Source organism: Megasphaera massiliensis (assembly GCF_036305205.1).
GTDB classification, from domain to species: Bacteria; Bacillota; Negativicutes; order Veillonellales; family Megasphaeraceae; genus Megasphaera; species Megasphaera massiliensis.
The window spans coordinates 1-3,499 of the sequence record NZ_JAXIXE010000046.1; the positions used below are offsets into that span (position 1 = coordinate 1).

At 48.6% G+C, this 3,499-nt stretch carries 5 protein-coding genes; 3 read left to right on the forward strand and 2 right to left on the reverse strand.

From position 1 onward, the window contains the following. The 3 genes from UCI88_RS10355 to UCI88_RS10365 form a co-directional block, all read left to right on the forward strand. Nucleotides 1-1,288, forward strand: a 1,288-nt coding sequence (locus UCI88_RS10355; RefSeq protein ID WP_330024192.1) for a toxin glutamine deamidase domain-containing protein, incomplete at its 5' end; no start/stop codon positions are given. A 278-nt stretch (nucleotides 1,289-1,566) separates the two neighbouring features. Continuing rightward, nucleotides 1,567-2,190, forward strand: a complete 624-nt coding sequence (locus UCI88_RS10360) for a hypothetical protein (protein ID WP_330024194.1) — start codon at nucleotides 1,567-1,569, stop codon at nucleotides 2,188-2,190. A 28-nt stretch (nucleotides 2,191-2,218) separates the two neighbouring features. Next, nucleotides 2,219-2,656: a hypothetical protein gene (locus tag UCI88_RS10365; RefSeq protein ID WP_330024195.1), complete on the forward strand. Its 438-nt coding sequence runs from the start codon at nucleotides 2,219-2,221 to the stop codon at nucleotides 2,654-2,656. On the opposite strand, the gene UCI88_RS10370 is transcribed toward UCI88_RS10365, so the two are convergent. After that, a complete protein-coding gene (locus tag UCI88_RS10370; RefSeq protein ID WP_330024196.1) occupies nucleotides 2,639-2,908 on the reverse strand; it encodes a hypothetical protein in 270 nt (89 codons plus the stop codon). The two genes, UCI88_RS10365 and UCI88_RS10370, sit on opposite strands and share 18 nt — an antisense overlap. A gap of 110 nt (nucleotides 2,909-3,018) precedes the next feature. After that, nucleotides 3,019-3,499: DUF3164 family protein (locus UCI88_RS10375; RefSeq protein WP_330024197.1), on the reverse strand; the 481-nt coding region annotated here is incomplete at its 5' end.

Sequence of the window (3,499 nt, forward strand, 5' to 3'; positions counted from 1 at the left end):
ATTCAAGGTACATCGTATGCAGAATGACATGGCACGACTTTTATTGGATTCAAACGGCATTTTAAAACCGTTCGACAAATGGGTACAGGAAGTCTTGCCCATTGCTTCCCATCAGGTTCGTCACTGGCTGCGGACGGAGTATGATACGGCGGTCATCCGGGCGCATCAGGCGGCTGACTGGCAACAGTTCCTGCGCGAACGCGATATTCTGCCCAACCTCAAATGGCTACCGTCCACCTCCATTCATCCGGGGGCTGACCACCGCCCGTTCTGGAATACCATCCGGCCGATTGATGACACGTTCTGGAACATCCACCGACCGGGCGACCGGTGGAACTGCAAGTGCGACCTCACTGCCACCGACGAGGAGCCGACACCACTTCCGGACGAAGACGACAAGAACAAGCCCCATCCCGGACTGGATAACAATCCGGGAACGGACGGCAAACTGTTTTCCGACAATCATCCATATCAGGCAGAAGCCCACAAGGGTGCCCAAAAAGCGGTGGATAAACTTATGGCCCGTATTGACGAGATGATTGCGGAAATGCCGGACTACCTTACCGGGGAGGAAAAAATGGCCATTGCCAGGAACAACCTCGAAATGGAAAAGGCTCTTAAAATCAAAAAAGGAAAACCTATGGATGTGGATGAGGCGGACAAACAGAATGCAAATCCCAAACATGTGGAAGAGTATATTTTGGATTCCAAAGGAATATACCGCGATAAAAGGGGAAACAGATACCGGAAGAACAGCGATTACGATAAAAAACGGGATACTCCATACAGTATCAACTGCCAGACTTGCGCACCGGCATACGCTTTACGATTACGTGGATGGGATATTACCGCCAAAGGCAATGTCGCAGGGTCTAAACTTGAATATCTGAGTAATGGACGTGCTTTTGAAGTCTGGAAAAACACCGACGGTACTCCGGCGCAGCATATAAGTATAAACAGCTGGCTTGCGCACAAAGGGTACTTGAAAATGACCCCTAAAAGGTACATGGAGTATTTCAATGAGGTATGTAAGGAAGAAGGCGTGTATGAATTGAGTATCGGCTGGAAAAGCGGGGGCGGGCATGCTACAATCCTGCAACGGTTTGCGGATGGTGAACTAAGGTATATCGAACCCCAAAGCGATAATTCTGCCGGTTCAGGAATGGAATGGAAAGACGTAAAATATTTATGTGAAATAGGAGCTGCGACTTCCCACAACTGCAGGGGAGTCCTGAGAATTGACAATAAGCTATTCGATGTCTCCTTTCTCGATATTTTCGATACATGAATCGATAACGTCAAGGGATAACGGACCGGTTATTTCGGTTGCGTCTTTACCGTCATACAGATAGACGAAAGGATAACCGGTACAGGAGTCCCCCGGAAACTTGAACACATAGGCTTCCTGGCCTTCATAAATACCAAGGTATTCGAAGGTGTCACCGTATTGCTCAATAAGTACACGGGCCTCGTTCTTTACTTGTTCCGGTATATTCATAACGCATAAAAGGCATATTGGAAGCCTCGGTTGCAAAGTTATAAATTATTCTTGAATTACTGATGATTATGGACATAAAAGATTTTACGGAAATGATAAAGCGGAAACGTGACAGGCTGGACAGTATGATGCGCCGCAAAATGCCGGTCATGGTAGGACGAATGGCCAAAGACCATTTTCAGGATAACTTCCGGCAGGGTGGATTTGTCAATGGCGGTCTTCACCCTTGGCCCAAAGCCAAACGGCTGTCCTCGGGAGGTTCCGATGCCGCCAGCAATTATGGAACGCTGCTCTCCGGCAGGAAGCATCTGTTCAAATCGGTCGGATATACACCTGCAGACTACCGGGTAAGGGTATTCAACGAGGTGGTCTATGCACCCATCAACAACTGGGGCGGGGAAATCGATGTCACCGTCACAGACCGCATGAGGCGCTTTGCATGGGCCAAGTTCTACAAGGCTTCGGGGAAAAGAAAAAAAGCCGACACAGGGCAAAAGAAACGCGTTAAACGACATACCAAACCGAAGGAACTGAATCCGCAAGCACAGTTCTGGAGAAACATGGCACTTACCAAAAAAAAGAGACTGCACATTCGCATCCCGCAGCGCCAATTCATGGGCGAAAGCGAAGAATTGAACAGCCGCATACGGGAGAAGATGGATCAGGAAATTACCAACATTTTAAACAGCTAAGGATATGGAAGAAGTTTTTATCGCAATCATGGAACAGATTGCACAGGAAATGCCGGAACTCTCGCTCATCGATGAGGACTACGGACAATTGGAAATGGGGGCAGAAGAAGACCAGTACCCGGTCACCTTCCCTTGTGTATTGATTGGAAATACAAGTTCTGACTGGAACGACCTCGGATATGGGGTACAGAAAAGCGAATCCATGCTGACCGTCCGGCTGGCTATTGATTGTTACGACGATACAAGCTACGCATCCGGCACGTATGACAAGGTGAGGGAAAGGCAGCAGCTGGCCGGGAAATTATACAAGTCGCTGCAGTGTCTGCAATGCACGGACAACGCTTCGCCGCTGGTACGCGAGAAAAGCCGCTCGTATGCCATGCCACATTACATCAAGGTCTATGAAATGACATTCTCATTCACACTGCACGATGAATCGGCCATGCCGTCATCTTACGGGGAATAGCTCAAGCTGGGCGGCAGTCAGACGAGGGGCTTTCACCTTGGGAACAGGCTTCAGATTGTAGTCTGTTCCCTCACGTGATTCCCGGCGGATGATGGTCATGATACGTTCCTCGGATATAAAGAATTCGCGCTCCGACAACACTTTTAAAGCATCGTCGAACCGCAACCGCTGTATTTCTGTCCAATAGTAGTAACGACGGCATAGTGCCTCGTCACGCAGCTTGATCAGTTCTTTATCCCGTCCTTTGCCCATACATTTTATTTCTCTTACAAAAATAACTGATTTCCATCTATTTTAAGAACAAAAGCGCCGCAATTATAACAACTGCGGCGCTTTCTGTTTATAGGGTTAACGGGTTTCGGTTACAAACGGCAGAAACTGGGTTCAATGCGGGTCCATACGCCGTTTTCAGGGTTGCGGCGGCTGAAGTAGTAGTTGGTGGCATTGCGCTGCACTACATTAGCTTCCTTGAACAGGCGCATGATGTCTGCATACTCTTCATCGAACTTATCTTCCAGTTCATACAGCTTTGAAATGCTCTTGTAGTCCAGGTCGCCCATCTTGTTGCGCTCCAGCAGGGTCATGGCCATCTGATACATCGGATCATCAGAACCTTTCTCGCTGTTCTGCATGTAGCGCTTCAAATAGTCAATCAGACGGTCGGCTGCCATGTCAGCTCGTTCATCGAAGCCTTTCACCTTGTTGCTTTTCACCTCCAGACGGAAGTCTCCGTCCGTAATGGTATAGCTGCGCTGTTCGTCGCTTTTCACCTGACCGTATTCCTTCATCACCTTGGTAAAGGCATCGGCTTCTTTTTCCAGCCATCCGCGAAAACCTTTGACA